The organism is Algoriphagus sanaruensis, assembly GCF_001593605.1.
Taxonomy (GTDB): domain Bacteria; phylum Bacteroidota; class Bacteroidia; order Cytophagales; family Cyclobacteriaceae; genus Algoriphagus; species Algoriphagus sanaruensis.
This window is the reverse complement of record NZ_CP012836.1, coordinates 1507068-1534006: the sequence shown is the minus strand read 5'-3', so window position 1 is coordinate 1534006 and position 26939 is coordinate 1507068. Positions and strand designations below refer to the sequence as shown.

At 42.2% G+C, this 26939-nt stretch carries 28 protein-coding genes; 10 read left to right on the top strand and 18 right to left on the bottom strand.

Annotated elements, in window-relative coordinates:
* Positions 1-129 precede the first annotated feature (129 nt).
* The 8 genes from guaA to AO498_RS06805 form a co-directional block, all read right to left on the bottom strand.
* Entirely contained in the window at positions 130-1659 is a 1530-nt protein-coding gene (guaA, locus tag AO498_RS06840) for a glutamine-hydrolyzing GMP synthase (RefSeq protein WP_067545107.1), read from the bottom strand.
* Positions 1660-1957: 298 nt separating this feature from the next.
* Complete coding sequence (locus AO498_RS06835) at positions 1958-2953, bottom strand: ligase-associated DNA damage response exonuclease (protein WP_067550301.1); 996 nt, start codon at positions 2951-2953, stop codon at positions 1958-1960.
* Between the two features lie 34 nt (positions 2954-2987).
* Complete coding sequence (locus AO498_RS06830) at positions 2988-3617, bottom strand: flavin reductase family protein (RefSeq protein ID WP_067545104.1); 630 nt, start codon at positions 3615-3617, stop codon at positions 2988-2990.
* Positions 3614-4057: a hypothetical protein gene (locus tag AO498_RS06825; protein WP_067545101.1), complete on the bottom strand. Its 444-nt coding sequence runs from the start codon at positions 4055-4057 to the stop codon at positions 3614-3616. The genes AO498_RS06830 and AO498_RS06825 overlap by 4 nt, the downstream gene beginning before the upstream one ends.
* A 16-nt stretch (positions 4058-4073) precedes the next feature.
* Entirely contained in the window at positions 4074-4337 is a 264-nt protein-coding gene (locus tag AO498_RS06820) for a hypothetical protein (protein ID WP_067545098.1), read from the bottom strand.
* 69 nt (positions 4338-4406) lie between these two features.
* A complete protein-coding gene (locus AO498_RS06815) occupies positions 4407-5087 on the bottom strand; it encodes an SDR family NAD(P)-dependent oxidoreductase (protein ID WP_067545095.1) in 681 nt (226 codons plus the stop codon).
* Between the two features lie 115 nt (positions 5088-5202).
* Positions 5203-5907: a GTP cyclohydrolase I FolE gene (gene folE, locus AO498_RS06810; RefSeq protein ID WP_067545092.1), complete on the bottom strand. Its 705-nt coding sequence runs from the start codon at positions 5905-5907 to the stop codon at positions 5203-5205.
* Complete coding sequence (locus AO498_RS06805) at positions 5867-6277, bottom strand: 6-pyruvoyl trahydropterin synthase family protein (RefSeq protein WP_067545089.1); 411 nt, start codon at positions 6275-6277, stop codon at positions 5867-5869. Before AO498_RS06805 ends, folE begins: the two co-directional genes overlap by 41 nt.
* Before the next feature lie 291 nt (positions 6278-6568).
* Between AO498_RS06805 and AO498_RS06800 the strand changes: the two genes are divergently transcribed.
* Positions 6569-7270, top strand: coding sequence for a murein L,D-transpeptidase catalytic domain family protein (locus AO498_RS06800; RefSeq protein WP_067545085.1), 702 nt, complete (start codon positions 6569-6571; stop codon positions 7268-7270).
* Here the strand turns inward: AO498_RS06800 and AO498_RS06795 are convergent.
* From AO498_RS06795 to AO498_RS06780, 4 genes are read right to left on the bottom strand one after another with little or no spacing between them, the layout of a single operon-like run.
* Positions 7259-8896: a L,D-transpeptidase family protein gene (locus AO498_RS06795; protein ID WP_067545082.1), complete on the bottom strand. Its 1638-nt coding sequence runs from the start codon at positions 8894-8896 to the stop codon at positions 7259-7261. The two genes, AO498_RS06800 and AO498_RS06795, sit on opposite strands and share 12 nt — an antisense overlap.
* A gap of 15 nt (positions 8897-8911) precedes the next feature.
* A complete protein-coding gene (gene kdsA / locus AO498_RS06790) occupies positions 8912-9763 on the bottom strand; it encodes a 3-deoxy-8-phosphooctulonate synthase (RefSeq protein ID WP_417876864.1) in 852 nt (283 codons plus the stop codon).
* Positions 9760-10332, bottom strand: a complete 573-nt coding sequence (locus AO498_RS06785; protein WP_067545079.1) for a KdsC family phosphatase — start codon at positions 10330-10332, stop codon at positions 9760-9762. The genes kdsA and AO498_RS06785 overlap by 4 nt, the downstream gene beginning before the upstream one ends.
* Positions 10314-11855, bottom strand: a complete 1542-nt coding sequence (locus tag AO498_RS06780) for a bifunctional GNAT family N-acetyltransferase/carbon-nitrogen hydrolase family protein (RefSeq protein WP_067545076.1) — start codon at positions 11853-11855, stop codon at positions 10314-10316. Before AO498_RS06780 ends, AO498_RS06785 begins: the two co-directional genes overlap by 19 nt.
* Positions 11856-12029: 174 nt before the next feature.
* Here AO498_RS06780 and AO498_RS06775 point away from each other — a divergent pair, with 174 nt between their 5' ends.
* Both AO498_RS06775 and AO498_RS06770 read left to right on the top strand, forming a co-directional pair.
* On the top strand, positions 12030-12917 hold the full coding sequence (locus tag AO498_RS06775) for a mechanosensitive ion channel family protein (RefSeq protein ID WP_067545073.1): 888 nt from the start codon (positions 12030-12032) through the stop codon (positions 12915-12917).
* A 38-nt stretch (positions 12918-12955) separates the two neighbouring features.
* The gene (locus AO498_RS06770) at positions 12956-13879 is read left to right on the top strand and encodes a DUF6089 family protein (protein WP_067545070.1); all 924 of its coding nucleotides are present in this window, start codon (positions 12956-12958) and stop codon (positions 13877-13879) included.
* Positions 13880-13883: 4 nt separating this feature from the next.
* Here AO498_RS06770 and AO498_RS06765 read toward each other — a convergent pair whose 3' ends face one another.
* Positions 13884-14708, bottom strand: coding sequence for a universal stress protein (locus AO498_RS06765; RefSeq protein ID WP_067545067.1), 825 nt, complete (start codon positions 14706-14708; stop codon positions 13884-13886).
* 246 nt (positions 14709-14954) lie between these two features.
* Here AO498_RS06765 and AO498_RS06760 point away from each other — a divergent pair, with 246 nt between their 5' ends.
* On the top strand, positions 14955-15467 hold the full coding sequence (locus tag AO498_RS06760) for a RidA family protein (protein WP_067545064.1): 513 nt from the start codon (positions 14955-14957) through the stop codon (positions 15465-15467).
* Between the two features lie 93 nt (positions 15468-15560).
* Here AO498_RS06760 and AO498_RS06755 read toward each other — a convergent pair whose 3' ends face one another.
* Both AO498_RS06755 and AO498_RS06750 read right to left on the bottom strand, forming a co-directional pair.
* Positions 15561-16256, bottom strand: a complete 696-nt coding sequence (locus AO498_RS06755; protein WP_067545062.1) for an XRE family transcriptional regulator — start codon at positions 16254-16256, stop codon at positions 15561-15563.
* 149 nt (positions 16257-16405) lie between these two features.
* Positions 16406-16798, bottom strand: a complete 393-nt coding sequence (locus tag AO498_RS06750) for a four helix bundle protein (protein ID WP_067545059.1) — start codon at positions 16796-16798, stop codon at positions 16406-16408.
* A gap of 307 nt (positions 16799-17105) precedes the next feature.
* Here AO498_RS06750 and dinB point away from each other — a divergent pair, with 307 nt between their 5' ends.
* The 3 genes from dinB (at position 17106) to AO498_RS06735 (ending at position 20860) form a co-directional block, all read left to right on the top strand.
* On the top strand, positions 17106-18296 hold the full coding sequence (dinB, locus tag AO498_RS06745) for a DNA polymerase IV (RefSeq protein ID WP_067545056.1): 1191 nt from the start codon (positions 17106-17108) through the stop codon (positions 18294-18296).
* A 195-nt stretch (positions 18297-18491) separates the two neighbouring features.
* Entirely contained in the window at positions 18492-20315 is a 1824-nt protein-coding gene (locus AO498_RS06740) for a tetratricopeptide repeat-containing sensor histidine kinase (RefSeq protein ID WP_192842573.1), read from the top strand.
* Positions 20315-20860, top strand: a complete 546-nt coding sequence (locus AO498_RS06735) for a GNAT family N-acetyltransferase (protein ID WP_067545050.1) — start codon at positions 20315-20317, stop codon at positions 20858-20860. Before AO498_RS06740 ends, AO498_RS06735 begins: the two co-directional genes overlap by 1 nt.
* Before the next feature lie 158 nt (positions 20861-21018).
* On the opposite strand, the gene AO498_RS06730 is transcribed toward AO498_RS06735, so the two are convergent.
* Both AO498_RS06730 and AO498_RS06725 read right to left on the bottom strand, forming a co-directional pair.
* The gene (locus tag AO498_RS06730; protein WP_067550297.1) at positions 21019-21846 is read right to left on the bottom strand and encodes a ferritin-like domain-containing protein; all 828 of its coding nucleotides are present in this window, start codon (positions 21844-21846) and stop codon (positions 21019-21021) included.
* A 25-nt stretch (positions 21847-21871) separates the two neighbouring features.
* A complete protein-coding gene (locus AO498_RS06725) occupies positions 21872-22570 on the bottom strand; it encodes a ferritin-like domain-containing protein (protein ID WP_067545046.1) in 699 nt (232 codons plus the stop codon).
* A 249-nt stretch (positions 22571-22819) separates the two neighbouring features.
* Between AO498_RS06725 and AO498_RS06720 the strand changes: the two genes are divergently transcribed.
* Positions 22820-23626 (top strand): creatininase family protein, encoded by an 807-nt coding sequence (locus AO498_RS06720; protein WP_067545044.1) that lies wholly within the window; start codon positions 22820-22822, stop codon positions 23624-23626.
* Positions 23627-23690: 64 nt separating this feature from the next.
* Positions 23691-24251: a pentapeptide repeat-containing protein gene (locus tag AO498_RS06715; RefSeq protein WP_067545041.1), complete on the top strand. Its 561-nt coding sequence runs from the start codon at positions 23691-23693 to the stop codon at positions 24249-24251.
* Positions 24252-24282: 31 nt separating this feature from the next.
* Here the strand turns inward: AO498_RS06715 and AO498_RS06710 are convergent, their stop codons facing one another.
* Positions 24283-25920 (bottom strand): M28 family metallopeptidase, encoded by a 1638-nt coding sequence (locus AO498_RS06710; RefSeq protein WP_067545038.1) that lies wholly within the window; start codon positions 25918-25920, stop codon positions 24283-24285.
* Positions 25921-26265: 345 nt separating this feature from the next.
* On the opposite strand from AO498_RS06710, the gene fsa reads away from it, so the two are divergent.
* Positions 26266-26925, top strand: a complete 660-nt coding sequence (gene fsa / locus AO498_RS06705) for a fructose-6-phosphate aldolase (protein WP_067545034.1) — start codon at positions 26266-26268, stop codon at positions 26923-26925.
* Positions 26926-26939 lie beyond the last annotated feature (14 nt).

The following is a 26939-nucleotide window of genomic DNA, read 5'->3' as shown; positions in this document are numbered from 1 at the left end:
ATAGGGAGCAAGGATTCTCAATTTCTAGAACTCAAATTTAAGGCATTATTTCCAAACCCAAAGATTAGACCAAGTTGCTTGGAAAACGAAAACCCGAAGCTAGGCCCCGGGTTTTTGAAAATGATTGAATTATTCCCATTCAATGGTTGCTGGTGGCTTGGATGAAATGTCATACACCACGCGATTAACTCCTTTTACTCGATTGATGATTTCATTCGACATTTTGCCCAGGAACTCATACGGTAAATGAATCCAGTCTGCTGTCATTCCGTCCACCGACCCAACAGCGCGGAGGGCTACGACTCGCTCATACGTTCTTTCGTCTCCCATTACCCCCACAGATTGGATAGGTAATAGAATGGCGCCTGCTTGCCAAACTTGGTCATAAAGCCCATGATCTTTGAGGCCTTTGATAAATATGTAATCCACTTCTTGAAGTGTTTTCACTTTTTCTTCAGTGATATCTCCCAAGATTCGAATTGCAAGACCCGGACCTGGGAAAGGATGGCGACCGATAATAGTCTCTGGAATCTCCAAAGCACGGCCTACTTCCCGAACTTCGTCTTTAAATAAGGTATTGAGAGGTTCAACAACCGATAACTTCATGAAATCAGGTAGTCCTCCCACGTTGTGATGTGACTTAATAGTGGCAGAAGGTCCTTTGACAGAAACCGATTCGATCACATCTGGATAAATGGTCCCTTGGCCCAGCCATTTCACTCCGTCAATTTTGTGCGCTTCGTCATCAAAAACTTCAATGAAAACTCTTCCGATCGCTTTTCTCTTCGCCTCTGGATCAGTTAATCCAGCAAGTGCATCATAAAAACGCTGCTTAGCATCAACGCCAATCACATTCAAACCCATGTGCTTGTAAGAGTCAAGGACTTCTTCAAACTCATTTTTGCGAAGCAGTCCATTATCCACAAACACGCAGGTCAGCTGATCGCCAATCGCTCGGTGGATCAAGGTCGCCGCAACTGATGAATCCACCCCTCCAGAAAGGCCCATGACTACTTTATCGGTTCCGATTTTCTTTTTCAAATCAGAAACCGTAGCGTCGATAAACGTATCCGATGTCCAATCCTGAGAACATCCGCAAATTCCCACCACGAAGTTTCTGAGAAGGTTTTTCCCTTCCAAAGAGTGAGTCACTTCCGGGTGAAACTGGATTCCATAGGTTTTTTCTCCCTCTACCTTAAATGCTGCCACTCGAACGGATGAGGTACTGGCAATTACTTCAAAACCAGCAGGAAGTTCCTTGATAGTATCACCATGAGACATCCACACTTGCGAACCATGCGTCATTTCTTTCAACAAATCATGGTGCAAATCGATATGGTCCAAGTTGGCTCTTCCGTACTCACGAATGGTAGATGGAAGCACCTCTCCTCCATATTTACTGGCTAACAATTGCGCTCCATAGCATACTCCAAGTACGGGTAGCTTACCTCTGAATGAGTCGGTATCCACATCCGGAGCACCTTCATCTCTCACTGAACACGGAGAGCCTGAAAGGATGATTCCTTTGATATCTGAAGTGATTTCGGGAACCTTATTGTAAGGGTGAATTTCACAGTAAACATTCAGTTCTCTGACTCTTCGGGCGATGAGTTGGGTGTACTGAGAACCGAAATCGAGGATTAGGATTTGTTCTGCCATGCGCAAAGGTAAGAAGCTCTGACCGCTTGCAGAAATACGGCAAAGAAAATTTGGGGAAAGATTAAAAAATTGAAGGATTGAAAGTTTTTAAAATTATGACAATCAATTAATTAATGACAAGTAAAAGAATTTATTGGGCTTGAGTTTAAGGCCGTTTACAACCGTTTTCTGCACATCCTCTTTGAATATGTTTTGGAAATAGCTTTTCAAAAATATGGGGGAATGGTAGGATAATGGATATTATTGCTTGGATTCATGATTTTCCAATTTAGAAATTATTCCATTTTACCAACCAGTCTTATTCCACTTCTTCTACTCCAAAAAGGGTCTGTAGTTCCACTGCATCAATTCCCTTTTCTTCCTGAAGAAACCGGCCAAATGAAGCCGTACTTCCATGGGTGAGATAAACCCTTTCGGCTTCTGTAGCCATAATCGCAGAAATCAAACCCTCCCAATCGGCATGATCTGAAAGGACGAATCCACGGTCTGCCGCTCTTCTCCTTCTTGCCCCTCGAACAGCCATCCAACCCGAGCAAATCCCAGTTCGAAATGGAGAAAACCGTTTCATCCAGGGCGTTCCATAGGCGGAAGGAGGGGCTATGATCAAGGCCCCATTAAATCTACTTTTTGGCAAATCTTGAGTTACCTTCGGTACATCCCAAATCGGAATTCCATTTGAAATTAGAGCTTGGTTGGTATTCCAGATGGCACCATGTACGAAAACCTCTCCAATCTCTCGATTTAGATTTTGAAGGATACGTTGGGCTTTTCCAAGGGAATAGGCAAAAAGCACTGAATTTCGACCCTCTGCGGCATTTTCTTTCCACCAGGAATTGATTTGAGAGAAAATTTCAGTTTGTGATTCCCATTTATAAATCGGTAGACCAAAGGTACATTCGGAGACAAATTCATGGCATTTGACAGGTTCGAAAGGTGCACAAAGGCCGTCATTTTCGACTTTGTAATCTCCGCTTACCACGGCTACTTTGCCTTGAAATTCCAATCTCACCTGCGCCGAACCGGGAATATGACCAGCCGGATGAAGACTGATTTTGACTCCGTGTATGTCCAGTTTTTCTTGATAATCGAGTGTGTGAAGACTGATTTCACCACCTAGCCGAAGCTTCATTACTTCAGCTGAATCTTTATGTGCGAGGTAATGCTTCATTCCCCAGCGGGCATGATCTGAATGCGCATGAGTAATCACCGCCCGATCGACCGGTCTCCAAGGATCTATAAAAACCCCTGCAGGAGGACAAAAAAGTCCAGAATCTGTAAGTTCTAGGAGTTGCAAATGAAGGTAAAACTCAGTTTGAGATCGAGAATATTCAGATTTCAGCAGGTTCAATTCCTGGCTTTGGAAACGCCAATCTACCTAACTTTTCACCAACATGGTATTCGTCTAATCCACTTACTGTGACAGTCTCCAGGATATTCAAGTCTAAGGAACCATCGGCTCTCAGTCCTTTTTCCTCTACAAAGATTTGATCAATACTTCCGATCAATAGTACTGTTTGATTGATTTGAAGTGTCTGGGTTTCTACCAAAGAACAACCAAGTTGAACCGGACTTCCCTTCACGAATGGAGCAAAAAAATCCACTTTAAATTCTTCAGTAAGCCCTGTTCCTTCAAATTCACTTTCTTCCCAATTGGCAGCAGTCCAGTGCGCCTGCCTGTACATTTCAGGAGTTACGTGATTAAGAGTAAAGTATTTTGATTGAAGAATATTTTCCAGTGTATCCCGCTTGACTGTGTGAGGGCGAAAAAGAATCCCAACCAAAGGAGGTGCCGCACCAATATGAAATACCTGAGAAAAAGGAGCCAAGTTGGCTTTCCCATGTTCATTTCTAGTCCCAATGAGATTCAGGCTTTTATACCCTGAAAGACAATTGACAAGATTCCTTCTAAAAAAAGAATCTTCATTCATCAATTGCTCATGGACTATGTGACGCATCATAGGGCAACAGCTTCCTCAATGGAATCGCAATATTTGATATCCAGCTGGTCGATGATATGATCTGGATAAGTCTGAAGAATTTGATCCTTCGCGATTTGAACCATTTTTTCAAACCATTTTTCGGAAGGAAGAATTTTTCGATGGGTCTTGATCCCATAGGAAAGCATATCTTTTTTCCAATGAATAAAGTACCATTCCATGGTGGGCTGATGAAATGCTCTGAGGGCACGCTTATCAAAAATAAACTTCTCGAACTCGCCCTTTTTAACGATTTCAGAAATCTGCAGGAAAGTCTCTTTGAAATCCTCTATCGGGACATAATCAGCAGTCAATTGACAAATGATTGTCTTCAGTTCTTGGCTTACCCAAACTTGAGCGTAACGCAGGTCTAAGGCAAGGTCAAAATCCTGAATTTCTGAAGAGTTAAGCGTATGGTTCATGGCTTTCGTGGGGTAATTAATAGATGGAATCCCGGTTTTTGCTGGTAGCATGAGCTACATCTTCTTTCACCTGAGTAAGGCGCACTTCCAAATTGGAAGCATACTCCAAGGTCGTCCTCATCATTTCCTGCTGAGAATGAATTTGCTCTTTCAAGCGATGGAGCTCTTGATTGACCTCCGCCAATTTTTCTTCATAGTATTGCTTAAGCCGCTCTTTCTCGAGTTGGGCTTTCCTCAATTCTTCCTTAAACAACAGGAACGATTCAGGGGGAGTCTTCATATTCACAGCTCGTTCATCTCGGGACCGTACCCGCAATTCAGACAAATTGTGTAGGGAAATTGTTTTGAATTATTTTAGGTTGGACATTCCACCATCCAGATGAAGAATCTGTCCTGTCATCCAGGATGATTTTTCTGACAACAAAAATACAGTCGCCTCTGCAATGTCTTCGGGTGTACCTATTCTTCCCAAAGGGTGTCTCTTATCCGAAGCCTCTTTTTTTTCTGGAGTTCCCAAAAGCGCAGCAGCAAGCGGTGTTTCTGTTAACGATGGAGCAATGGCATTCACTCTGATTTTGGAAGGAGCCCATTCTGCGGCTAGTGAACGGGTAAGTCCTTCGATAGCTCCTTTGGCAGAAGCAATACCTGCGTGAAAACCCATTCCTGTTTCTACAGCTACCGTACTATATAAAACCACAGATGGTGAACCCGATTTTTTCAAACCTTTCAAGCAAGCTTGAAGGACTCGAACTGCGCCAAAAAAATTCACTTCCATTTCGTGCTTAAAATCAGCAATACTCAATCGATGAAACGGTTTCAATTGAATTGTTCCTGGACAATAGACCACTCCATCAATAACTTCTGGCAAACCAGGAAGCTGTTCGAAATCTTGAGTAATGTCTATCGCTTGGGTTCCATTTCCACTTTTTGAATACAGAAAGAGATTCGCACCCGCTTCTCGAAGCTGAGCAGCAACTGCTTTCCCGATTCCTGAATTCCCACCGATCAGCACAAAATTTTTATTTTCCATTCTTGTTTTTCAATTTCCAATACAATCGAAATCGGCAAAAAATGTTTGTTTTTGTTACAAAAAAACCCTTCCTGAGGAGGAAGGGTTTGTGTTGGTTTAGCAGAAAATCAGCTCTTTATTTTTCGAGCTGGATATATTTCATAAACTCATTTCGGCTCTGCTCATCCCGCTCAAATTTTCCGGAATAAAATGCAGTAACTGTTGAGCTATTGGTATCATTTACACCTCTTGAACTCACACACATATGATATGCATCCAAGATGACAGCTACATCTTCAGTGCCTAAGGCTTCTTTAAGTTCATTCCCAATCTGCATCGTCAAACGCTCTTGAACTTGAGGTCTTTTGGCGAAATATTGAACAATTCGGTTGATTTTTGAAAGCCCGATAACATTCCCGTTCGAGATATAAGCAACATGAGCTTTTCCATAGATCGGGACAAAATGGTGCTCACAATGAGAATGGAATGTGATGTCCTTCTCTACGAGCATCTCATTGTACTTGTACTTATTTTCAAACAGCTTGGCAGCTGGTTTATTTTTCGGATTCAATCCGCTGAAAACCTCCTTCACATACATTTTGGCCACCCGATGAGGTGTACCTTTCAAGCTATCATCACTTAGATCAAGTCCCATGATGTGCATGATTTCTCGAAAATGCTTTTCGATCAATTCGATTTTCAAATCATCATCCATTTCGAAAGCATCTTCTCGAAGTGGAGTTTCTAGTGAAGTTCCTACATGGTCTTCTCCTAGCTCCTCGATGGAGGCACGCACGACGTTAATTTCCATCGTATTCAACAAAGTTTCTTTCTGTTTCATATAGTCGAATCATTAGCTCGAATTTCCGATCAATTTTTTCTCTCAAAATATTCCAAATAACCACTGCAATATTTTCAGCTGATGGATTGAGATTTTTGAATTCATCGGTATCCAGATTTAGATTTTTATGGTCAAACTTATTTAATACATGCTCTTTGATCAGATCACTCAGGACCTTCATGTCATAAACATAACCTGTTTCAGGATCAATTTCCCCCTTTAATTGAACGATTAATTCATAATTATGGCCGTGGAAATTGGGGTTATTACATTTTCCAAAAACCTCCTCATTTTTCTCTGCACTCCATGCAGGATTGAAGAGTCTGTGGGCAGCATTGAAATGCTCCTTACGATACACGGATACTTTCATCGAATACAAGAACAGACCTGTTTGTTTTTTTGTTTAACAATGCATGTAAATTCTTTAAACAAACAAAACAAAGACCTGCAAGTCAAGGGGTTATTTTTTCAAAGGATCGCAAAGCTAACACTATTCCCATAGTGCACCAAAGCCGATCAAATCCACAACCCAAAATCAATCGTGATTGGTTCCGTCGGCTTCACCTTTACAAAAGATGACAAAACTACCGAATCCCCTCATGGCAAAGTTTTTGACAATCTGGGAGATAGCTTAACTTCACCCAACCAACTATAATCCCCCATGATGATCAACCCAGGAGTACTCATTCCCCTGATTTGGAACCTCACCTTCGCCAGTCCGACCTTACCCGAACCCGTTGAAAAAACCATTGAAATCTCAAAAGCAGAGAGTGAGATTCTGCTTGAATCTTTAGCGGAATCCAGCTCCAATTTACCAAGCCAAGAAGTCCTAGATAAAGCCCTTTCAGGATATGAAAAACTTGAAAAATCAATCAAAAGACCTGTTTTAACGCTGATTGACTTCTCCCTACCATCCACAGAAAAGCGCATGTGGATCATTAATCTAGAAACTCAAAAAATTGAATTGAACACGGTAGTATCCCATGGAAGAAATTCAGGAATGCTCGTGGCAGAAAAATTCTCCAACCGACCTGAATCCTACCAAAGCAGCTTGGGTTTTTACATGACCGCCGAGACGTATCATGGTAAGCATGGGTATTCCCTACGCTTGGATGGATTAGAAAAAGGATTTAATGATCAGGCTAGAAATCGAGCCATTGTGATTCACGGCGCCGACTACGCACGTGAGGAAGTAGCCAAAATGTCAGGAAGATTAGGACGAAGTCTAGGATGTCCAGCTGTACCAAGCGAACTATCCAATGAGGTCATTGACTTGATCAAAGAAGGTTCGGTAGTATTTATCTTTGGGAATGACGGTGACTATTTAGCCAAATCTCCGCTGCTCCAAGTTTCACCAAACTGATTTAAGCAGAAGAAGCACCTCAGTGTCTCTATTGTATACATCTGTGTAAAACTCGGGATTCCCTTTTTCTCCCAAACCAAAAGTCAGGTAGACAACTATGACTGGAATCCTATGATCTAAGTCTACTCGTTGTTCTTCAGCTTGATTCATTGCTTCGCCAATTTTCTCTGAATTCCAGTTAGGATACTGACCAAGAATTAATTCAGCAAATTGACGCGGATTTTGCATCCGAATACATCCATGGCTAAAAGTCCTAGTTTCCCGATCGAACAGTGATTTAGCTGGCGTATCATGCAAATAGACATTATGAGAATTGGGAAACATAAATTTCACTTGGCCCAAAGCATTATCCGGCCCAGGTTTTTGACGAATCAGGAAAGGAAATGGCTTAGCATTCCAATTGATAGAGGAATTAGGGACTGGATGTCCGCTTTGATTGATTACCTCCATATGGTTGTGCTCTAGGTAATTTGGATTTTTCTTGATCGCAGGGATGGTTTCATTTCTTGCAATCGAGGAAGGAATATTCCAAAACGGACTAAAAATGAGGTAGCTCATTTCGGCTGAAAATACCGGAGTCTGATTTTTTACCATCCCGACGATGACTTTGGTAGAGAAAAGCGTGTCCTGATCGGTTCGATAATGTAATCGATAGGAGGGAATATTCACCCAAATCGCATCCTTGAGGAAATATTCATTTGGGATCCAACGCATTCGCTCGAGATTGACCGAAAGCTTATCCATTTTTTGGATTGGCGTCTCATTCAAAGAAGCAACAGTTCTTTGACCGATGACCCCATCATCCAAGAGCCCCTCTTTTCGCTGGTAAGCCACAACTTGTTCGAAAAGTAAGGAATCGTAATTTTTAGAGTCGATTTCAGTCAGAGAGGTCGGAAAGCCCAAAAAATTGAGTCGTGAACGAATTTTGGGAACTGAGGAATGAGAATCACCGAGTTTTATAGATCGATCCAATTTGATCGGCTTCCAATTTTGATCTTCTTGTAGTTGAGCTTTTTTCTCTAATTCCATCATCAGTTGCCGACCTGCTTGGTACATCTTGGTTGGAGGTCGTAGTGAATTCAAAACAAAAAAAAGATGACCTTCTCGGAATGCTTGATCCAATAAGGCGCCATGAGTGTTTTTGGATTTTTTGAAAGGAATCCCCCAAGTCGCCTTCAACTGAACAGAGTTAATTTTCCCTATTTCCAAATCCCTACATAGAGCAAAAAAAGCATCTGTAAGAAGAATTTCCGCCTGCGAAAGGTCTTCGGGCGTCAAAGGGATTTGGGTATTTTCCGCCTGCTCCTCGCTAGCAAGCAGATGATCTAAAAAATCTAAGTGATAGGTTTCAGGCTTTAAGCCATCATATTTTGACTGTTTAATCTCGGCTTGAAGTTCTCTCACCAATGGCGAGATCTTTTTTTGCTGAAACCAAATTGATGAAAAATTCCTTCCGGAATAATATGCTTTTACTTCCTCAAAGTGAACAATGGAAGACCCTTTTGTTAATGACTCTTTTTCTTTTGATGGATTTTCTAGCTGAATGCGAATCGCATCTGAAAGCGATTGTGAAAAAAGGCTTCCAGTCAGAAGAAAAAATACCCATCCGATCCAGAAGCCTTTCATATACTATTTCAGTTTTTATTCAATCTCAAAACTTTGGTAGGTTCTTCCTAAGGTCCATGCTGCTTTTAGCATTTCCAGGAAATCACCCATTCGATGAAGTGGAATCAAATTTGGTCCATCACTCAACGCTTTAGATGGCTCAGGGTGGGTTTCGATAAAAAACCCATCAATCCCAGTTGCTGCTGCTGCCCTAGCCAAAAAAGGCGCAAATTCCCGCTGACCTCCACTTGTTCCTCCCTGGCCTCCAGGTTGCTGCACCGAATGCGTAATGTCAAACACCACAGGTGCAAACTGACGCATAATCGGAAGTCCTCTCATGTCCACAACCAAATTATGATACCCCAAAGAAAATCCTCGCTCAGTCAAGCAAACATTATCATTCCCTGCTGCCCGCACTTTTTTAACGGCATATTGCATGTCCTCGGGTGCCATAAACTGACCTCTTTTGATTTTCACAGCCTTTCCTGTCTCTGCCGCAGCAAGAAGCAAGTCCGTTTGGCGGCAAAGAAATGCTGGAATTTGTAGGACGTCTACTACCTCAGCAACTTCAGCAGCTTGATAACTTTCATGGATATCCGTCACCAATGGAATATTCAAAGTCTTTCCTACACGCTGCAAAACCTCTAACGATTTGTCCATCCCGATACTACGAAATGAAGAAGAGGAAGTCCGATTAGCCTTATCAAACGAAGCCTTGAAAACATAGGAAAATCCATGTTCATCAGCCCATGCTTTTACTTTGGTCCCGATTTCCAAACAGATATCGAAACTCTCCACAGCGCAAGGACCTGCAAAAAGTACCGGCTTATCTGACCCCAAGACGACGCCGTCTCGAATATGCATCGGTTGTGTATTTCGTTGAATCATTCTTTTTTGGATAAATTTTCAATTAATGGAACGAGATGGCCTTTGGCATGAAGCAAAATATCCCCAACTTCCCGAAAAACGCCTTCCCCTCCTTTGATTGGAGAAACATAATGGCAAGCCGACTTGACATATGGCAAGGCATCCGACGGACTGATTGCCAATCCGACTCTTGTGAGGATCGGTAAATCAATGATATCATCTCCTAAGTACGCCACTTCTTCAAGGGTAATCTCCATTGTTTCCAGGATTTCTCCCAGTTTCTTCCATTTGTCTTTCACTCCATGGTAATGAAAATCAAATCGGAGTTCCTCGCAACGATTTTCTACTACTTGTGAAGCTCGGCCAGTAATTGCTCCGACGAGGAAACCCGCCTTTTTCAGGTGCTGAACGATCTGTCCATCCTTTACTTGATACTTTTTATACTCTGTACCTAAGTCATCGTAAATGATTCCCCCATCGGTGAGTACGCCATCGATATCCGTAATCAAAACTTTGATTTGAGTCGCTTTAGAAAACACCTCCTGAGATACATGTGCCAGGTAGGCATTTATTATTTCTTCTGTTTCCATTGAATTGAATAGAGATCAAGGCGTCGTTGTTCGAGATTCCGGACACTTCCCGCCTTTCGCTGTTTGGTTAATAGGTCTAAATCCACATCGGCCACGATGGTTGTTTCTGCATTTTCGGATGCCATTGCAACTGTAGCATCATGTGGAAATGAAAAATCCGAAGGAGAGAAAATAGCTGCCTGTGAATATTGAATATCCATGTTTTCAACTTTAGGAAGGTTACCTACCGAACCGGTAATTGCTACATAACATTCATTTTCGATTGCCCGAGCTTTTGCACAGGTATTGACCCGAAGGAATGCATTTTTGGTATCCGTCCAGAAGGGCACGAAAAGAATATCCATTTCTTGTTCTGCGAGAATTCGCCCGAGTTCAGGGAATTCCACATCATAACAAATCAAAATTCCGATACGACCAGCGTCTGTATCAAATACATTGATTCCATTTCCTCCTTGAAGGCCCCAATACGCCTGTTCATCTGGAGTGATGTGTAGTTTGTATTGCTTGTCCATGGTTCCATCTCTTCGGCAGAGATAGGATACGTTTCGCAGTTTTTTACCGTCATATTCAGGCATGGATCCGGCAATGATATTCACGTTATATGAAACTGCGAGCTCACTCATCCGAGAGACGATTTCATTGGTATAGTCAGCTAGATTCCGGATGGCCTCAGAGGCATCCATATCATTAAATTCCGCCAGCATCGGTGCATTGAAAAACTCAGGAAGAAGGCAAAAATCGGACTTATACCCGGAGACCGTATCCACGAAAAACTCCACCTGTTGCATCAAATCGTCCACATTGGAAAATCTTCTCATTTTCCATTGGACAAGCCCAAGACGAACAATTGATTTTTTGTTCCCGATGAGTTTTTCATCCTTTTCGTAATAGATATTGATCCACTCCAAAAGGGTAGCATAAGCCCGAGAATCCGTGTCTTCCGGCAAATACTTGGTGATGACCTTTCGAACGTGAAATTCATTCGCGAGCTGAAAAGACAATACGGGATCAAAGATTTCTCGATTCTTTACAAAGTCGATGTATTTCCTAGGAGTCATCTCATCTGCATACTTGAAGTATCCAGGAATCCTTCCTCCAGCGATAATTGAACGCAAGTTTAGATTTTCACAGAGTTCTTTTCGAGCATCGTACAAACGACGACCTAGACGCATTCCTCGGTATTCGGAATGAACAAAAATATCCGTCCCATAAAGCGTATCTCCATCTGGATCATGGGTATCAAACTTTCCATATCCGGTGATTTCATCATAAGTATGATTATCTCCAAACTTGGCATAATCTACAATGATACTCAATGCTGCAGCGATAACTTTGCCGTTATCCTCGATACAAATCTGGCCTTCAGGAAACGCCTTAAGCTGATTTTTAAGTTCGGCCTTGGTCCATGCTCCACCTTGATTTTTGTAGATCGAAACCATGATCTCGCGGATATCTTCATAATCCGAAAGTTTGATATTTCGAAGTCTGAGCCGATGTTCTAATTCTTCTCGTTGCTTACTCATACCTCAAAATTAAAGAAATTCAATCAATTGTTTTAAAACCGAACTTGGATAAGATTTCAAACCATATTATCTATTGATTTTAATTACAGAGTGAAATAAAATTTCAAATTGGCAGATTTTCTATTTAGTTTTAACACTTTAATTCCGCCTCTTACTTGAAAAGTAAACTACCACATGGAAAACCCAACTGATTTTCTGGAATGGCTGGAAAAGTTAATCAATCAGCCTTTGCTTAAACTTGGTGACTCCAAGTTAACCCTTGCACTCCTACTTACCTTAGCGATTTCGTTTACGGTACTTTTTGTGGGTTCTGAATGGATCAGAAGAATTTTGGTCAATAAAATCTTGACCAAACGAGACATTGCTATTGGTACAAGAGAGTCAATTGGCACCATCGTGAAATATATTTTGGTGTTAGCCGGAATCTTTTCCATCCTTCAGACCAATGGCATCGACCTAAGTGCTTTTGGAGTCCTTGCAGGTGCCATAGGTGTTGGGATAGGTTTTGGACTTCAAAACATCACCAACAACTTTATTTCGGGTTTGATCATCCTATTTGAGCAACCCATCAAAGTAGGCGATCGAATAGAAGTTGGTGAAGTAAATGGCGATGTGGTAAAAATATCCTCACGGGCCACCACCATTATTACCAACGATAATATCAGCATCATTGTCCCGAACAGTAAGTTTATCGACAGTGAAGTGATCAATTGGTCGCATAATGAACATCGGATTCGGTTTAACTTTCCTGTCGGTGTTTCCTACAAAGAAAACCCAGAAAAAGTAAAGCGGATTTTACTCGAAGTAGCAAATTCAAATCCAGGAGTATTAAGAAGTCCCGAAAGCGATGTGCTGTTTGACAGCTATGGAGACAATAGCATCAATTTCAATCTAAGAGTCTGGACAACCTCGTATGTCAACAAACCAAAAGTGCTCCGAAGTGAACTGTATTATGAGATTTTCAGGAGGTTTGCTGAGGAAAATATTGAGATCCCATTTCCTCAGCGAGACTTACACCTTCGCACAGGATTTGAAAATCTGCCAAAAACACCTAATATTTGACTAAATTTAGAGTAAGATTTTTTCCGAAAAGGATAGAAATGAGACGATTACTGGTAGTGTTGGTGTTTTTGATTTCTTGGAATGCACATTCCCAGAGCTTCTATCGTTACCGTTTTGAGGAGCCATGGTCCATTTCGGCCAGTATAGGCCCAACCCAATATTTTGGCGAATTGTATTCATTTTGGAAATACAATGAAGGGGTACAACCCGACTGGAATGCCAATTTCGCAGTGAATTACACCTTCGGCACTCACATGAGAGCCCGGGTGCAAGGCACCTATTACAAGATGTCGGGATCTGATCCTCCATCTGATCCACGAGCCTATCGAACACCTCGGAATCTTTCTTTTCAGGCAAAAAACTGGGAAGCCGCTGGGATCATTGAATATTATTTTCACCCGGTAAAACTTAACAACATCACTCGTCACCTTTGGAACCCCTATATTTTTGCTGGGTTAGGTATGTCTACGAATAATCCTCAAGCTCAACTTGACGGTCGATGGGTAGATCTTCGCCCACTTCAACTCGAGAATAACCCCTACGAAAAATACATCATCGTATTTCCGATGGGACTTGGTTTCAAGTACAAGCTAAATGTGTACATGGACTTGAAATTTGAGGGAAATTACCGATACACATTAACCGACTACATGGATGATATCTCGGCCTACAATGTGAAGGAATTTTACTTAGACCTAGTCGATGATTACGTGACCGGTGCCAATCCTGACCGCCTTCGTCTAGCGATCCGAAATCCAAATTTCATGGATGAAAACGGTATGCCAGATGTCCAGAAAATCCTTCAAAATAATGGCAGAATCCGACGTGGATCTGGCCTCCAACACCGATACGACGGATATTTAACCTTTAATGTCGGGCTGGAGATCTACCTTTCGGAAGACATTCTGGACAACTGGATTTTCAGAAACAGAATCTACGAGAAACGATTCCGATTCTGGTAAGCCTTTATTTATTCAAGCTCAACACTCCCAAGTCAGATTTATAAATCAAGGTCTCGGTAGTCCCGATGACATAAGAGGAGGCATGTTTTCTATTTCCCGAAACTAAGCCTACCAATTTGATCCCTTCTTTTTCACAAAACTCCATGATCCCCTGTTCAGCTTCTTTGTGATTGTAAACTTGCTTATGAATCACAAACTGTTCGTTGCCTTTTATAAATTCTGCCATTTGCGCATCGGATACAGCCGAGTTGGTAAAGTGTTCGGGTGTATTGACAAATAACAAATGAATGGAGGATTTAAATGCTTTAGCTAGGGGTAGGATTTTCTCAAAAGCCTCTTTACCTGAGGGATTAAAAACAGTCGCAAAGGCAATTTTTCGGAAAGCATTGCCATCTAAGGCTTCCTTGACTGCGAGTACTGCGCAACAAGAATTTCGCAATACTTTTTGCAGGTTAGAACCAAGGAAGTTTCCATCTTTAAACCCTTTTCCATAGGCACCAATCAGGATCAGATCTGCCTGATTTTGTTCAGCAACTCTGAGAATTTGCTCGCTAGGGACACCGATTTTGACCACCAAATCAATGGGAGCCTTAGCTGGGGCCACTTGTCGAATATAATCTGGCAATACTTGTAAGGCCTCTTCCCGCTCATCAATCAACTCTTGATGCTTGAGTTTGGCTTCTTCAGAAAGCAAATCCCAGTCTAATTCAGATGGAATAACCGTCACGCAAATAACCTTTGCATGATTCTTTACACTGATCCGCTGAGCAGTCTTTAGTGCAGCAAGTGAGTAGGGAGAAAAGTCAAAAGGAACAACAATCGTTTTCATGGCTATGAGGATTTTGTACTTGACTAAGTTCCTTAATTACAATAGATTATTTCGTGCTATAGATCAGCGAATAAGATGACAAGAATTAGCTTTTTGATGAATTAGAATTTAAAAAATGGCATAATGGCCCTATTTTCTAATAATCCAACACAGCCAATTCAAGCACTGATTTTATGACCAGGATGATTCAGAAAAAGCCGAATTATTTATAGGAATCCATTAGCTTAGAATAAAAAACAAGTCCAAATGAAAAACATCAAAGTTCTTTTAGTCTTCTTATTTTCAATTTGCTTGAGCTGGTCATCATTTGCACAGACTCCAGAAGAAAAACTCAAACAACTTGGATTGGAAATTCCAGAAGTAAGCCAGCCTTTAGCCAATTATGTGAAATGGAGGCAGGTAGGCAACTTGTTATTTTTGGCAGGAAATGGGCCGGATATGTTTGGTAAAGTAGGAGAAGACTTAAGCAAAGAACAAGGCTATGAAGCTGCAAGGCTTACCGGGCTGGAAATCATCGCGGTCCTCAAAGCTGCCACAGGAGATCTAAGCCGAATCAAGCAATTTGTTAAAGTCTTGGGAATGGTCAATTCCGCTCCAGATTTCACTGCACATCCTGCCGTGATTAATGGGTTTTCAGATTTGATGGTGGAAGTTTTTGGAGAAAAAGGAAAACACGCTCGCTCTGCCATAGGGGTAGCGGCCCTGCCTAATAATATGGCTGTCGAAATCGAAGTGATCGTGGAATTGGAGGATAAGTAGATAATCTCAGTAAAGAGTAACAGTGTTCAGTTCAAATGAACAAACTTATTAATCAAGCAGACTCCTGCTCAAGAATTGATAATTGGCTATTAATTAACTCATAGCGAGTCGATACCGCCACACTTCCCTCACCTGCTCAATATCGACTTCGAAGGGAACATAGATTGGATTAGCCGAGCAAAGCAATAACTTCTGCTCTGATTTAATTTTATTGTAGGCGATTTTGAAAGTCACCCCATCCTGCTCGGTGACGATCACGTATCGCTCTCCGTCTTTGATCGCCATCCAGTCATCCACGTATTCACACACAATCCAAGCTCCGTCAGGAATTGGCAGCATGGAATCCCCATCCACCTGAAAAACCCGATGCTTTTTATCCATGGGAAGAAACGGAAGCGAAAATCTAGGCAACTCGGAAATAAACTCCGGATCGGCAAAACCCGCCAGATAACTGGCCTTCGCCCGTTGGGACACTACCTCGATCAGTTCGCGTCCTTCGGCATCTACCGTGGTAGAGAGAATCCGAAGCTTTCGTCCTCGGAGAAACTGGTCTGTCTCAAGAAGTTCGCGGAGTTTGTATTCAGAGTAGGCTGTCAGATTCTCTTTGACCAAAATATCCAAAGAGACATTGAAGTAAGCTGCAATCCGAACCAAAGTATCCAAAGTTGGCGTAATGTTGAGTTCATAACCCGCCAATTTGGAACGGGTAATCTTCAAACTATCAGCCAGTTCCTGCTGAGTCAGGCCTCTTTTTTTTCGAAGGAATTTTAAGTTGCTATTTAATGACATTGATATTTTTGAGATATGCTGCGCGAGATAGATTTTAAGATATAGCTAAAGCTGAGATATTTGAGGAGATACGCTGTGAGAGATATTTTTTTAAGATATGGCTAAAGCCGAGATAAAAATGAAGATATGCTACACGAGATAGTCTGACACTATCCTAAATCCTTCTTGGCCTCATAGGTCGTTTTTATCTGCCCATTTAATTTAATCTGTAAATTTTTCGCGATCGAAAACATCGTTAGGTGCTCTTCTTTTGCAACGATTCCTCGTTCAAACCCAAGATCAATCCAGTGATCCATACCCTCAGATAGTGAGGCTCTTGAGATATAATAAAATCTAATCCTCTCCAGAAAATGGTATCTAGCATACCCCTCCGCAATATTTGCCCCTACAGAATCGATTGCCTCCAACATTTGGTCTCCCCAAGTTTTACGCTGATGATATCCCAACCTCTCGTAAATCAGCCAAGCCTTAGCGGATAATTCCCTTGCCAATTTATAGATCGTCAATTCTTTGAGCGGGATATACTTCGATTTTTCATTCACAGCTATAACAGATTAAAAATCAATACTATACAATTATTTTTCAAGACAGCTAAGCAGATATTTTCAAGATAAAACTTCGTCAGATAGTCACTATCTCGCGAAGCATATCTTCATTTTTCAAGACAGCTGCGCAGCTATTTTCAAGATATGACTGCATCAAATAGACCCTATCTCGCATTGCATATCTCCTTATCTCGCGAAGCATATCTTTTTTTACCCCGACAACTTCCGCCACTTCCCATATCCAAATCTACACTTTTTGATTAAATTATAAACATTAAAATGACAATATAATTGACAAAAAGCCATGGAAGGGAAGCGAAGTATTGTGCATATGGATTTGGACACGTTTTTTGTGTCGGTAGAGCGGCTTTTTGATAGCCGATTGAATGGCAAACCTATCCTGATCGGGGGGTCGAGTGACCGGGGAGTCGTGGCCTCCTGTAGCTACGAGGCGCGCAAGTTTGGCGTGCACTCGGCCATGCCCATGCGAACCGCACGGCAACTCTGCCCCGAGGCGGTGATCGTACGGGGGGATTTTGAGAAATACAGCCAAAAATCCCATGAAGTCACTGAGATTATCAAGGAGTCCGTCCCACTTTTTGAAAAGTCTTCCATAGACGAATTTTATATCGACCTCACGGGTATGGATCGCTTCTTTGGCTGCTTCAAACTTGCCCATGAACTCCGGCAACGCATCATCCGCGAGAGCGGACTAAATATCTCCATGGGCCTCTCAGAAAACAAGACTGTCTCCAAAGTTGCCACAGGTGAAGCCAAACCCAACAATGAGAAACAGGTGCCATCGGGTGAAGAGAAGCCATTTCTCGCTCCACTCTCCGTGCGCAAAATCCCCATGATTGGCGAGAAAACCTCCCAAACCCTCTACAACATGGGCGTCAAAAAAGTCCATACGCTTCAGCAGATGCCTGCTCAGCTTTTGGAGGCAACTTTTGGTAAAAACGGAAAAATGATCTGGGAAAAAGCCAATGGCATCGACCGATCTCCAGTGGTCCCCTACTCCGAGGCCAAGTCTGTCTCCTCCGAAAACACCTTCGAAGAGGACACAATTGACGTCAAGCTACTCGAAGCCACGATGATCGCCATGACTGAGCAACTCGCCTCCAAACTCCGGCAAAAAGGCCAACTCACGGCCTGTGTGAGTGTGAAGATTCGCTACTCGGATTTTGAAACGCATACCATGCAGCAACGAATCCCCTACACCTCGGCAGACCACACGCTCCTGCCCGTGGTGAAGGAGCTCTTTCGCAAGCTCTACAGCCGACGACTCCTCATCCGTCTGATCGGCGTGCGCTTCAGCAGCCTAGTCTATGGCAACTATCAAATCAAGCTCTTCGAAGACAGCCAAGAGCAAATCAACCTCTATCAAGCCCTCGACAAACTGAATGTGAAGTACGGCGATAAAACCGTCTGCCGAGCCGTGGCCATGGGTGTAGGAAGAAGACGGTTTAATCCTTTCAATGGGATGGAGGTATGAAAAAGACTTAAGCAAACTTCATTTAACTAAAAATAAATCAATTATAAATGAATTAAATCTTACTAATTCTTTATGGAATTCATAAAGAACACTTTTTTTTGATTTTGAGGATAAGTTTTATATTGAAGGCTTAATTGCGCTCACACCTTGACCTTGATTTTTACCAGAGTATTTTTTTTAGCCCTTGTCTTCTTGGTGACAAGCACAAAAAGCTATGCTCAAAATCAAAACAGTACTGGAGACCCAATCTTTGACACGCTGATCCAACGAGCAGTTAATCTCCGATATGTCAATTCAGACAGCACACTGGCGTATCTTCAAGAGGCACAGGAAATACCCAATCTAAGCCTCGTGCAGCAGGCAGTCCTTGCTAATCAATTTGGGGCGATTTATTACGTTAGAGGCAACTATCCCAACTCGCTCAAAGACTATTCGAATGCCTTGGAAATCGCTCAGGAAGCTGGCAATCTCGCACAGGAAGTCTACGCCATGAATGGCCGCGGATTGATCTATTTGAGTCAGCATGACTACATCAAAGCAGCAGAGTTCTTCAATCGATGTATCCAAATCAATACTGAACGAAAAGACAGCTCAGCTCTCGGAACCAATCACTTCAACTTAGGGATTTCACTCTCTGAGCTCAAGCAATACGATTCGGCTTTGGTGGTCCTTGAAAAGGGATATCAAATCCTTAAAAGTTATCCCGAATTGATGATGCGAGCCATGCTTCTGAACAGAACGGCTCAAGTTTATTTAGATCTTGGCCAACTTGATCAATCGAAAAAGTTATTCCAAAACGTACTAGACTCCTTTCCAAAGTTAAGTAACTGGGAAAAATCATTCACAAATACCGGACTGGGCTGGATCGCACTGAAAGAAGGACAGCCCCAAAAGGCACTTGAATTGGGACAAGAAGCCTACGAAACCGCAAGACAACTGGGCGCTTATTGGGACAAGGAACGAGCTACACGACTTCTCTCAGAGGCTCATGAAAAACTCGGGCAGTATGCCGAGGCGTTGGAATTTGCCAGACTAAACAAGGTATATGCGGATAGCCTTTACGACGAAAACAAAAATTCTGAAATCAGCTATTTACAGCTTCAATTGACGGATGCGGAGCGGAAGACTTTTGAGCAAAGTGCTTTAGCGAAAGAGCAAGAAGCGAATCTCAGTAAAAAAACTACCTACTTCCTTTCTTTCGCCCTACTCGCCTTATTAATTGCTCTGTTTGTTTATCGAAAAGGATTGAAAGAAAAAGAACAACTCAATGCTTTACTCCTAGAAAAACAGAAAAAAATCTTGGAGCAAAACGAAAAACTCCAAGTAATCAACAAGGAAAAAAATCGGATTTTCACAGTATTGACCCACGATCTGAAATCCCCAATCAACTCCATCAAGCAACTTTTAGAACTTCAGAATTCCGAAACCCTCACCACAGAGGAGCAAGATTATATCAATATGCTGTTGCTTAAGCAAGTCCACCACACCGATCAGATGATGGATGAACTTCTCCACTGGGCAATGGTGCAAATCGACGGAATCGTCACTGAACTAGAACCTATTTCTCCAGCAAAAGTGATCAAGGAAGTGATGGCTCAAAACGAGTTTCCAGCTATGAAAAAAGGTATTAAGCTGGAGCTTTTGACTCAAAACAATGATTTGCAAATCCTCGCAGACAAAACTCAGCTCAAGATTATCCTTCAAAATTGCCTCCATAATGCCATCAAATTTTCAAATCAAGGAGGTAAAATCATCTTTGAGGTAATCGATCATGGCCCTAACGCCTGTCTATGTATAAGAGACAATGGAGTGGGAATGAGCAAAGAAAAAGTTGAGGAGATCCTACAAAAGGACCAACGAGTTTCATCCACTCCAGGAACTACACAAGAGAGAGGTACCGGATTGGGTATGCTTCTGGTCAAACAATTTTTAGAACGAAATAACGCTACATTAGCCATTGACAGCGAACTTGGGAAAGGCACCTCGCTTATCCTGAATTTTCAAAAGGCTATAAAATAATGCATCAGAAATACCTCTTTCAGACCAATAGATTAGGATTTAGGGTTTGGCAGCCTTCAGATTTACAACCTTTTGGAGAAATCAATTCAGATCCCGAAACGATGCGTTTTTTCAAAAATCCTTATTCACTTGAGGAAACTCAAGCCATGATGGACCGGATGGCTCGGATGTTTGAAGAAAAAGGCTATTGCTATTTTGCAGTGGACCTATTGGAAAACCAAGAACTAATCGGCGCGATCGGATTAGGCTGGAAGACTTTTGAAGCGGACTTTACGCCCTGTGTAGACATTGGCTGGAGAATCAGTAAGAACTATTGGAACAAAGGATTGACTACCGAAGGAGCAAAAGCTTGTTTGGAATTTGCCAAAACATTGGGAATACCTGAAGTATTTTCATATGCCACCTCTGCAAATCTTCCTTCCATTCAAATCATGAAAAAAATCGGAATGCACTTTTATTATGAATTTGAACTTAGCGAATTGCGCGAATTCCCACACTTGAAGCAATGCACCCTCTACCACATTGATCTTTTGAACCAAGTTTGATCCTAGTTCAAGACACTTTTACCGCATCTTTAGTTTTGTTTCGTGTTACATCGTCTTGACGCTAGATACCCGCTACTTGATATTTCCTGGGAGCCGCACATCATAAAAAAAGCCATCCCCTTTCAGAGATGGCTCGACCCCAATTTTCTACCCAGCACTTAATTGGAGTCGCTTAAAAATAAGCTTGCAATACCCAAGGTTTGTTCCATAGTCAAGGGCTCATCCCATCCTTCAGACACCGCCTCACGATCAATACCCGTCAAGTTGACTACATTGACGCCGGCATGACTGACATTTTCCTCCCCTGCGTAGATTCCTGAAGCTGCAGCAGGGAGCGTACCTATGTTATTGTTGGTAATCCAGCCCTTCACCGTATCCTGGCCTTTTTTGGTTCGTAATCTTCTAACCATCGATGCGTGTCGAGCCTCCACCGAATGAATGGACAAAGCCGCTGTCAGCACCACATCACTTTCCATCACATTAGTGGCTTGTCCTTTGTACGCTCTGACTCCTGTGTCTTCAAAAGCTTGGGCCAAGGCAAGGAAAGTCGGATAATCTTCAAATGGCATAAAATTCCCCCCAGCAGTAAAATCAAATGAAGGCTCAGCAACGGGGGTTCCGTTGAGTACATTCCCAATCACTTCAGTCAAAAAGTTGACATGAGCTAATTCATGATCTCGGATTTTTTGAAAAATCGGACGATCCGCCGAATCTATTATTCCCGAATCCAAGCCATTCTGGTAGTATCGATATTCGAGATGCTCCAACGTCAAGGCATAATTCAGTACGCCGATAATGGATTCAGTACTTGCTTTTGCTACTGTAGGAATGGCATTTAAAATTGAAACCGGCACGGCTGCAAGCACCACTTTTTTACTAAAATCACCAAATAGCCTGAAGGCTTCCCGTCGGGAATAAAATTGGTCTGTTTCTGTTGTATTTCTAGTGTCAGGACAAATACTGTCCAGAAGTTTCATCAAGTTCATACGTTCTTTGGATTGAGGTTTAAGATTAGCTTGGAAGTTGACTGAAATCAATTTCAGTTTTGACAAAGGCACTGGCAGCGGTAAGCACCTGCTGAAAATTCAACGTTCGCTCCAGACCATTTGCATCAATGAGATCATCTCCTGCAAAATCCACCGAATTTGGATTAATCAAATCCCGAATCGCAGCGGCATGCCTTGCCTCTACCGATACAATTTTTCCAGCTATAAGTAGTAAATCGGCACTTTCGAGAAACTGCCCAGCTCCATTGTAGGCTGCCACCCCCAAATCCTCAAAGGTCTTAGCGGCTGATAGCACGGAATTTCGGCTACTGAAATCAATGCTACTGAAATCAACCTCCAAGTCTGCGATTGCATTTGAACCTAGTGCAACCTTGAAGAACTCTCGGTGAGCGCGTTCGTGCTTTTCCAAATCCCCCATAATGATTTTCTCTTCAGCTGATGCATTTGCGAAATATCCACCCTTCATAACTTCAGCATAAAAAGCAGCCTCGAGTTGCTCCAAGGCATAGGCATAATTCAAAATACCAAGGTCACCAGATCCCAAGCTTACCATTCCCGGCATAGTGGGCATCATCTCCTCATCATCTTTACAGCCCATCATCAATAGACCAGCACCTGCAACAGTCAGCGAGCCCAGTTTGAGAAACTGCCGTCTGTCTGCTTTTTGAATCAAACCTTCCGGCTTGAAAAGTTCATTTTTCATTTTTTGGATTGTGTTTAGGTTAAAACTCGGTTTAGGTTTCCATGGAAAAAATCAGCCGTTGCGTGATTTGAAAAGAAATACGAAGCAGTGATTTGAATTGGATTTCAGGACTTGAAAAAAAAATCATCCAGTCCTTCACTTTTTAAGAACTTACTGATCCTAAGACTAAAAAAATCCGGATTCACCGCTGCTCAATTTTTTGGTATCTATTAAAGGCAAATCTTTAATTTGACCTCAAATTGGAACACGATGAAACTACTTCTTACAAGCCTTTGCTTTTTTGCCTTCTTCTCAATTTCCGCTCAAACTCCCTCCACTCGGGAAATGGATCGAATCAATTGGATGGAATTTGCAGAATTTGTCCCAGGAAAAATCAATACAGTGCTGCTACCAACTGGGACCCTAGAACCTCATGGAGTAGTGAACAACGGAGCCGATAACACCGCTCCTTATGCAATGGCTAAAGCAATAGCGAATGATCTCAATGCGTTGATCGCTCCAACGCTTAATTATGGAATTACTGGTTCGATGGCTGCTTATCCCGGAGCATTTCAAATCACCGAAGAAGCTTATGCTCCTTTTATCAAGGATATTTTAAAAGGTTTAGCAAAAAATAAGTTCAAAAATATCATCATCCTCAACGGCCATGGAGGAGGACAAACAGCAGTTTTGCAAAAAATTGCTGCTGAAGTGGCGAATGAGCTTGGGGTCAGAACCCTTGTGATCAATTGGTGGTCTTATGCTTCGGATGTGACTTTGGAAGTCTTCAAAGAAGATGGAGGGCATGCCGGGCTTAATGAAACAGCTTATATCCAAGCAATTGACCCCACTTTGGTTCATAAAGAAAGATATAACCCTGATCAAGCCACTGCCTATCCCAAAACTGGAACTTGGTCGGCCGTCCCCTTTCCTTCTTCCATAGGATTGTATCAGGAAGGTCAGGGCTATCCGAATTTTGATGAAAAGCAGGCTAAGGAATACTTTGAAAAGGTCAATGCAAAAGTGCTGAAGCTGATTCAGGAGACGATCCGGAAGTGGGATTTGGCAGGATTGTAGAGTTACGATTTGCGAGGCCTTTGAAAACCTCAAAGGTTTAATCCTTAAAGTACCCCATTAATTTATGCCTTACTTCTCCGACCAAACATTCCAAACCTTAAACGCTGCTGATTTTCAGATTGGGGAGTATGATTCCTGTTCGTTTGTAAGCTGCAATTTCTCCAACATCAATTTTCATGGAGCAAGTTTTGAGAATTGTTCTTTCAAAGATTGCGACTTGAGCAACGCCAAAGTTTCTGGAGTAAGCTTTCAACAAGTCAAGTTTGAGCGGTGCAAAATCCTTGGAGTTCACTTCAACTCAGCTAATCCTTTCCTATTGGAATTCAACTTCCAAAACTGCCAATTGGACTACTGCAACTTTTTCAACCTCCAACTCAAAAAATCCATTTTTCAAAACTGCCGACTCCTTGAAGTAGACTTCTCCCAAACCGATCTTAGTGGAGTAAGTTTTGTAGGCTCGGATCTCAGCGGAACTGTCTTTGATCGCACCAATCTGGAAAAAGCTGATTTCAGGGAAGCCATCCACTACCGCCTAGACCCTGAAACCAACAAAATCAAAGGTGCCAAATTTGATCTGGAAGGATTACCGGGATTGTTGGGAAAGTGGGGGATTAAGATTGGATAAAAAAACCGGGTCTTTCAACCCGGTTTCGTTTTTACCTCTTCATATACCCTTCTCTCACTGCTTTAAACTCAGAGCCATCTTTCCATTGTGGCCATTTTTCGGAGTTTGCGAGGCTCTTGCCCACATTGTACAGCAATTGAACATCATCAACTGCTCCTTCTAAATTCCAACGTGACGGATCGTATTCTTCATTGGGCTTATGGTAGTAATTAGCTGTATAGTCCTCCTGAAGTTGTTTTCCATATTCCTTTCCTTTTTCGAAATGATCAATGCCTGTTCCAAAATACAAGGCGGGAATTCCGATTTTAGCAAAATTGAAATGATCAGATCGGAAATAATACCCTGCTACTGGATTGGGTTCAGGAGCGCTGTATCGACCTAATTTTTCAAGTTCTACGTTCAACAAATCTTCCATTTCAGATTGACCAACCCCAATAATCGAAACATCTTTCATCTTTCCATAGGGATTAATTCCGTCCATATTGATATTGGCCACAGTCTTTTCTTTCGGGTAAATTGGATTTTGAGCATAGTATGCCGAACCCCAAAGTCCTTGTTCTTCCGCGGTTACAGATAGAAAAACAACGGTGCGATCAGGGGCTCCGTCTGTTTTAAAGGCCTTGGCTAGGGCAATCAAAGCAGCTGTTCCGGATGCATTATCCAATGCCCCATTGTAGATGCTATCTCCAGTTTCATCTGGCTTTCCAATTCCGAAATGATCCCAGTGAGCTGAATAAATAATATATTCTTCAGGTCGAGATTTCCCGGTCAGTTTTGCCACAACATTCTTTGATGAATTGTAGGTAGCTTTAACATTCATGGAAACTGAAAGATCTACGCCTAGAGGAATCGCTTCAAATTCTGCTTTTCTCGCTTTTGCCAAAAGTTCAGATTCCTTCTTTCCTGACATTTCAAAAAGCTTATTGGCGGTAGGTAGGGTGATCCACCCTTCGAAGCCCAACTTATAGGGTTCCTTCCCCCGATCATCCAGATATAGCTTGGCATTATTCCAACTATTTTGAATGACGTTGAAGCCATACCCTGCAGGAATGGTATTATGAACAATCAAACATCCCAAAGCCCCTTGCCTTGCAGCTTCTTCGTATTTGTAAGTCCATCGACCATAATAAGTCATCGTATTTCCCTTAAACAAAGAAGCATCCTCGGTCCCAAAACCCGGATCATTTACCAAAACGACCACGATTTTACCTTTGACATCCAAGTTTTTATAGTCATTCCAACCATACTCAGGAGCCACGATTCCAAATCCTGCAAAGACTACCTCTGCATTTTGGATGGTAATTAGACTATCGGTTCGTTGAGTCCAAATGACAAAATCTTTCAATCCTTCTGCTGAGAGCTGTTGATTTGGAGATTTAAATTCCATGGTTTGAGAGGGAAGTGTCGTAATGGAAACCATCGGAACATCTTGAAAATACGAATCTCCGTTTCCAGGCTCGAGGCCTAGTGTTTTAAATTCCTGTTCCAAAAACTGCGTGGTGATGGTCTCACCTTCCGTGAATGGCATTCTCCCCAGAAATTCATCAGAGGCGAGCGTGATCAGGTTGGGTTCAATATCACTGAGCTGAATTTGATAATGGCTAATTTTCTCTTGGCATCCCAGCAGAGAAAAAACCAGTCCGGATACAAGAAAGAGGTGATTTTTCATAGAAAAGGAGGTATTGGGGATAAAATTGAATCCGAAGTTAAAACTTTTAGCACTTGATTCACTGAATGATAAGAGCATTTTCAGAGGGTAGCATTGGAATGCCTGAATTTTGATTTACTTTTGCACCGGCGGCACGACCAGCTCCTGCTGAATCCCCCAGGTCCGGAAGGGAGCAAGGGTAGGTGGTTGTAGCGGTGCGATGCCGCCTCTTTTTTTTACCTCTCTAAGAATTCCCCCTTCCAATTCAATTCCTAATCCTGATTTATCTTCTAACTTTGTTCACTTGCTATTTTGATTGGCAATTGAAAAAGATTTGTTTGATTCTTAACCAAAAAACCTATACCCATGAAGTTCTTTATTGACACCGCCAACCTGAGTGAAATTCGCGAAGCCTATGATCTTGGCGTTTTGGATGGCGTGACTACCAATCCTTCCTTGATGGCTAAAGAAGGCATCACTGGAGATGAAAATGTAATGGCTCACTACAAAGCAATCTGTGATATTGTGGATGACAAAGTAAGTGCAGAAGTGATCACCACTGATTTCGAAGGAATGATTCGCGAAGGCAAAGAACTTGCTAAAATCGATGATAAAATCGTCGTAAAAATCCCAATGATCAAAGATGGTGTGAAGGCATTGAAATATTTCAAAAGTGAGGGAATCCGCACAAACTGCACCCTTATTTTCTCCTCAGGCCAGGCACTTTTGGCAGCAAAAGCTGGAGCATCCTATGTTTCTCCATTTATCGGTCGATTAGATGACATTTCTTATGATGGTTTGGAACTGATTTCTCAAATAGTTCACATTTATCAAAACTATGGATACGAAACAGAGGTTTTAGCAGCATCCGTTCGTCATACCATGCACCTGATCAAATGTGCTGAGATTGGAGCTGACGTAGTAACCTGTCCACTCAAAGTGATCACAGGATTGCTGAAGCATCCACTTACCGATTCAGGCTTGGCACAATTTCTTGCGGATCACGCGAAAGCCGCTGGTAAATAAATATACTTGGGAGG

What these genes read in the sequence shown, in the direction of transcription:
- guaA (WP_067545107.1), bottom strand. Translation starts at nt 1,659, where the DNA reads ATGGCAGAACAAATCCTAATCCTCGATTTCGGTTCTCAGTACACCCAA.
- AO498_RS06830 (WP_067545104.1), bottom strand. Translation starts at nt 3,617, where the DNA reads ATGATGCGTCACATAGTCCATGAGCAATTGATGAATGAAGATTCTTTT.
- AO498_RS06825 (WP_067545101.1), bottom strand. Translation starts at nt 4,057, where the DNA reads ATGAACCATACGCTTAACTCTTCAGAAATTCAGGATTTTGACCTTGCC.
- AO498_RS06820 (WP_067545098.1), bottom strand. Translation starts at nt 4,337, where the DNA reads ATGAAGACTCCCCCTGAATCGTTCCTGTTGTTTAAGGAAGAATTGAGG.
- AO498_RS06815 (WP_067545095.1), bottom strand. Translation starts at nt 5,087, where the DNA reads ATGGAAAATAAAAATTTTGTGCTGATCGGTGGGAATTCAGGAATCGGG.
- folE (WP_067545092.1), bottom strand. Translation starts at nt 5,907, where the DNA reads ATGAAACAGAAAGAAACTTTGTTGAATACGATGGAAATTAACGTCGTG.
- AO498_RS06805 (WP_067545089.1), bottom strand. Translation starts at nt 6,277, where the DNA reads ATGAAAGTATCCGTGTATCGTAAGGAGCATTTCAATGCTGCCCACAGA.
- AO498_RS06800 (WP_067545085.1), top strand. Translation starts at nt 6,569, where the DNA reads ATGATGATCAACCCAGGAGTACTCATTCCCCTGATTTGGAACCTCACC.
- AO498_RS06795 (WP_067545082.1), bottom strand. Translation starts at nt 8,896, where the DNA reads ATGAAAGGCTTCTGGATCGGATGGGTATTTTTTCTTCTGACTGGAAGC.
- kdsA (WP_417876864.1), bottom strand. Translation starts at nt 9,763, where the DNA reads ATGATTCAACGAAATACACAACCGATGCATATTCGAGACGGCGTCGTC.
- AO498_RS06785 (WP_067545079.1), bottom strand. Translation starts at nt 10,332, where the DNA reads ATGGAAACAGAAGAAATAATAAATGCCTACCTGGCACATGTATCTCAG.
- AO498_RS06780 (WP_067545076.1), bottom strand. Translation starts at nt 11,855, where the DNA reads ATGAGTAAGCAACGAGAAGAATTAGAACATCGGCTCAGACTTCGAAAT.
- AO498_RS06775 (WP_067545073.1), top strand. Translation starts at nt 12,030, where the DNA reads ATGGAAAACCCAACTGATTTTCTGGAATGGCTGGAAAAGTTAATCAAT.
- AO498_RS06770 (WP_067545070.1), top strand. Translation starts at nt 12,956, where the DNA reads ATGAGACGATTACTGGTAGTGTTGGTGTTTTTGATTTCTTGGAATGCA.
- AO498_RS06765 (WP_067545067.1), bottom strand. Translation starts at nt 14,708, where the DNA reads ATGAAAACGATTGTTGTTCCTTTTGACTTTTCTCCCTACTCACTTGCT.
- AO498_RS06760 (WP_067545064.1), top strand. Translation starts at nt 14,955, where the DNA reads ATGAAAAACATCAAAGTTCTTTTAGTCTTCTTATTTTCAATTTGCTTG.
- AO498_RS06755 (WP_067545062.1), bottom strand. Translation starts at nt 16,256, where the DNA reads ATGTCATTAAATAGCAACTTAAAATTCCTTCGAAAAAAAAGAGGCCTG.
- dinB (WP_067545056.1), top strand. Translation starts at nt 17,106, where the DNA reads ATGGAAGGGAAGCGAAGTATTGTGCATATGGATTTGGACACGTTTTTT.
- AO498_RS06735 (WP_067545050.1), top strand. Translation starts at nt 20,315, where the DNA reads ATGCATCAGAAATACCTCTTTCAGACCAATAGATTAGGATTTAGGGTT.
- AO498_RS06730 (WP_067550297.1), bottom strand. Translation starts at nt 21,846, where the DNA reads ATGAACTTGATGAAACTTCTGGACAGTATTTGTCCTGACACTAGAAAT.
- AO498_RS06725 (WP_067545046.1), bottom strand. Translation starts at nt 22,570, where the DNA reads ATGAAAAATGAACTTTTCAAGCCGGAAGGTTTGATTCAAAAAGCAGAC.
- AO498_RS06720 (WP_067545044.1), top strand. Translation starts at nt 22,820, where the DNA reads ATGAAACTACTTCTTACAAGCCTTTGCTTTTTTGCCTTCTTCTCAATT.
- AO498_RS06715 (WP_067545041.1), top strand. Translation starts at nt 23,691, where the DNA reads ATGCCTTACTTCTCCGACCAAACATTCCAAACCTTAAACGCTGCTGAT.
- AO498_RS06710 (WP_067545038.1), bottom strand. Translation starts at nt 25,920, where the DNA reads ATGAAAAATCACCTCTTTCTTGTATCCGGACTGGTTTTTTCTCTGCTG.
- fsa (WP_067545034.1), top strand. Translation starts at nt 26,266, where the DNA reads ATGAAGTTCTTTATTGACACCGCCAACCTGAGTGAAATTCGCGAAGCC.